This is a genomic window from Succinimonas sp. (assembly GCF_045225735.1).
GTDB lineage: Bacteria > Pseudomonadota > Gammaproteobacteria > Enterobacterales > Succinivibrionaceae > Succinimonas.
Window position 1 is genome coordinate 1 of record NZ_JBGVBR010000365.1, and the last position, 4,275, is coordinate 4,275.

General features: G+C 49.2%; 2 protein-coding genes. Both read right to left on the reverse strand.

Annotated features, from left to right (window positions below; translation table 11 throughout):
- Positions 1-69 precede the first annotated feature (69 nt).
- Positions 70-2,013, reverse strand: a complete 1,944-nt coding sequence (locus ACJROR_RS12760; protein WP_406547383.1) for a transposase — start codon at positions 2,011-2,013, stop codon at positions 70-72.
- Positions 2,014-2,633: 620 nt separating this feature from the next.
- Positions 2,634-4,275: hypothetical protein (locus tag ACJROR_RS12765; RefSeq protein WP_406547385.1), on the reverse strand; the 1,642-nt coding region annotated here is incomplete at its 5' end.

Below are 4,275 nucleotides of genomic sequence, written 5' to 3' on the forward strand. Positions count from 1 at the left end.
AACATCCAAATGTTAATTGAACAAAATAGACAAATGTAAATTGAATTATTAGCATTTTTTAGACAAAGCTTAATTTGCTAACACAGATTCGTTCTTGCGGGGGCCTCTTTTAACTCCGGAATCACTCCGTACCTTGCGGGGCACGGAGTCCTTTGACCCAAAGGGCCTTCCCTTTTTACGCTTCGGCTCCTCCTCATACTCTCCCCGGGCCTTTGCTTCGGCAATGGCCGCTTCCCGGGCCAGCGTGGCCTTATTCTTGCTCCCGGGCTCACGGCCGCGTTTTCTTTTACCGATCATTCCCGGGTCAGGCAGGGTATGAACCGGGTTTTTGACCGATTCCCTTTCCCGGCGGCTGTAATCCCTGGCGATCGCATCAAAGCTCTCCGGCTTCATGGAGAACTCCTCAAACAGATTTTTCGCTTCGGGGGACATGCTTCTGATAAACATGTATTCCCGGCTCTCCAGGCTCAGGAGCCGGATCTCGTCCATTTCCCGGATTATGTCATTGGGATCCAGCCTTCTGTTCCGGCAGGCGGTCATGATGGCATGCCGGAGTGCGGCGGAGGCAAAGCAAACGGCGAATTTCAGCATCGTGGTCTGAGCTTTGTCCGCATTCTGGTTCGTTCCCGTCTCCTCTGCTGCCGCAGTAAATCCTTCCAGGGCTCTAAGAATCTGGTACTGTTCTTCCGCGGGGCTCCTGAGCGCATAGAGTTCATAGGTTTTCCGGGGGCCGAAGTCCCGGGAGGACAGCAGGCCGAAGAACCCCCGGTCTTTCAGAGTCTGCCGCCACGCCTCAAAATTGCAGTCGATGCTGAAGCTGCCGTCCGGATTTTTAACGGACTCCAGATAGGCCCGGAACTTTGCGGGGATAATTGGTTCCTTTCCTCTGGCGGCATCCTCTTCCGCCTGTTCCTTGGCCGCGCTCAGGGCCATATTGAAGTCCTGCCCCCGGAGAAGACCGATCTCGGAGGAATAGTACAGGCTGATGCTCTTGCCACCGGGCTTTTTACTCCGGCCTGGCGCTTCCTGGGATAAGCCGTAGAGGTTCATCCTGTTAACGGGTTTTTCAAGAAGGCCCTCAATGAGAAATTCCGGATTGAAAAACATCTCATCACCACGGCTCTCCAGTACATTCCGGTATTCCCTGCTGTCCTCCGGAAGCGCCATGACGTAATCGAGCTTAAGTTTTTTCAGGGCCTTTACCGTATCAGGCGCATAAAAGCCGCTGTCCAGAATAACCCCGGCCACGTCAACTCCGTATTCCTTAAGGGAGTCAATGATTTTCCGGAAGGTCTCGGCATCAGCCTTTCCGTCCGGGTTGACGAAATATGAAACCGGTTCTCCGGCAGCAGCGGAAACGGCGTAAATGCAGCCCGGGAGGGGATTTTCAGGATGGGCCGCATAAGAGCTCTCCGGGGTTCGGGAGGCGCCGCAAAAGCGGTCATGGTCAGGGGCGGCAGCAATAAGCCAGACTTCCTTAAGGCCTTTTTCTGCGCATTTCCGGATCCAGCGTTCCCGGAACTCAGTCTGCATTTCCTCCGTAATACTCCCGGCTGCAGTCTCCGCAAGATCGGCGGCTCTCAGCGCATCAGGGGAGAACAGCACCTGGTTTTCCATTCTGTCCGGGAACAGCCGGGGTTCCTCATCCAGACAATCCATGATCGCATACATGGAGGCGTCCATAATGAGATTGGCCAATTCCGCCCCGTATGCCTCCAGAAGAATTTCATAAAGCCCGTTTTGGCAGGAAGCTCCGAGACAGAGCCCGTACATGCCCACCCGCGCCACCTGTTTATTCCGGTCGCGATACTCGGAATAAAACTCAGCCCATAAGTCCGGGTAAAGCTTGCGGTAGGTGTCATTGGGATGCATGGCGGTATCCGAGGCAGCTATTCCGATGACGGTTCTCTTCTTAGTCACCGCATCAATCAGGTAAACCCTGGCGTCTGAATGATTGACGTACGCATCCACCGGAATCGGGATTGCCGGACGCTCTCTGTATACATGGGGCATGATCTTTGTTTCCTGAAGCTTGAAGTCAGCGGCTGCTGCGGGCCGACATGATCGATGATTTTTTAACACATGGAACAGTTCTTTATTCTACCTTAGACCGCCTCCTGAAAAACATTTCCTGCCTCCGGTTTTCAGAGGGCGTTTCCGGCGGAATGCGGCTTTTCTGGAGAGCGTTTCTCAAAATTCCCTCATTTTAGCCGTTGTTTTTCAGCCATGACGGCCGCTTTAAGCCTGCTTTCTGTTAACATGAGAACTCTGGGGCAGGATAGCAGCAGGGTAATCCCGGATTCTGTTTTACTCCCCTAATCCTGCCGGAAGAGCGCTCTCTCAGGATTTCCGATCCGGCAGAGGGCGGTTTTTCGGGGGTAATCGTATATCTGGTGTCGCTTCGGGATGGACAGCTTTGTGATTGCGTAAGCGAGCAGTGGGTAAGCGAGGGGGGCGGCTTTTAAGCTTCTGAAAGTCGCCATTGAAGCCGAGACAAATAAAAAAGGACCTCCTGCAGGAGATCCTTTTTTCGTGTATTACATATGGCAACTCAGATCAAGATCCGGAATACGTCACCTCGCCTTCTTTCATAAACAGCGCGACATGGCAGCTTACTTTCCTGCAAGACGCGATTATTTATTCAGAGGCTGCAGACCAAGCTTGGATGCCTGAACATTAATCGCGTCAATGAAAATATCCGCAAAACCGGCCAGATTAGGTCTGTAGGCTCCCGGGCTCTCCATTACACAGCCATATAATTCAAGATGAGCATTAAATTCACGGTTTTCACGTAAAAGAGCTCTTGCAAGCTCTATAGTGTCAGTTGAATTATCCTGCTCGTACTTGCCGGCGATGGATTCCACAATCTGCTTAACAGCCTCTTTGCCGAACTTAGATATAAAATCATTCGTAATCTCTTCAAGGACAAAATAAGGGCGAACTTTTTCTTCTCTCATAAGAGATTCTTCGGTTCTGTTTCTGTTTACTTCATTGTATTGACCATTTTTACATTTTTCTAAATTTTCAAGCATTTCATTAACATTGGAAGCTTCCTTATCTAGTCTGGCGATCAACCCGGAAGGTGGTTCTACGATACCCTGTGAGTCAAATACCAATAAATTAGGTGTGAAATTCTTATCTGCTGGGTTAAACTTTGCGGTATCAAAAGAACACTTATACGGCCCTGGAATATTTCCAGCCATTTTATATTCACTCTTGCTGACAGGCTCTGCTGATATAACATTTGGAATCGCAGTCGGATCCTGGAGATATTTTTTCAAATTTTCCATTTCCTTCTGTATCAGCGCGCTCAGATCCTTTTCCGTGCCGTTGTTATTCAGCAGCTCTCTCAGTTTGTTTGCTGACTCAGTGCCTTCAATAAAGAGGCTGTTAAGCATGGCGAATCTTAGTATACTACTAACATTAATGTTATCCGCCGGTATGCCGGTAAGTTTTGAAACGACAGAGGCAGTATGCTCAACACCAAAAGACTCGATTAAAGCGTCTGCCTGATTATAAAATTTATGTTGAGCTTCCCCAAGTCCGGTATTATCTCTAGAAACTCCCAGAGTAAAGGAACTATCATAATCAGCTCCCGGCTTTGCTTTAAAGATAAGTTTTTCAGCAATTTCCTTATTTACAGGAGGCTGCAGTGCCAGAGGCTTGTCAAGAGGCTTCAGACCAAGCTTCTCAGCATAGGCGTTGATTCCATCAATGAAGATATCAGCAAGACCTTGGGCATTATCGCTGTACTGACCATATTTGCCAGTTGCTGAAGCTATTGCAGCGTTACCTTTAAAAACTTCACTGTCGTAAAAAACGACCCTGGCAAGATCCAGTACATAGGTGGAGTTCTTGGGATCATAATTGCCCCCCACAGACTCCACTATTCTCTTAATTGCATCAGGTCCGAATTTTGAAACAAAGTCATCGGCAATCTCTTCCAAAGCAACATAAGCCGCCATCCTTACTTTATCTATGATGGGGGAACCAATAACATGTTTGATTCTCATTGCGTTGACTGCATCAATCTCTCCGTGTTTGTACTTTGATACATTCATAAGAAAGTGCTCTATGTTGTCTGACATCCGATCAAGACGCTGGGCGATGTCGAGCGCGGAATATGATCCTGGCTTTGCAGTTGTTGTTGACATCCATAAACCGCAATTCCTGAGAGTATCACCATCGGGCATATTGGCAAATTTGGCGGTGTCAACGGCGCATTTATACGGTCCCGGAAAAGGCTGGCGCGACGGAACAGAGGCATCTGAGCCA

Excerpts from the sequence above, each read along its gene's own strand:
- ACJROR_RS12760 (WP_406547383.1), bottom strand. The coding sequence starts at position 2,013 with ATGCCCCATGTATACAGAGAGCGTCCGGCAATCCCGATTCCGGTGGAT.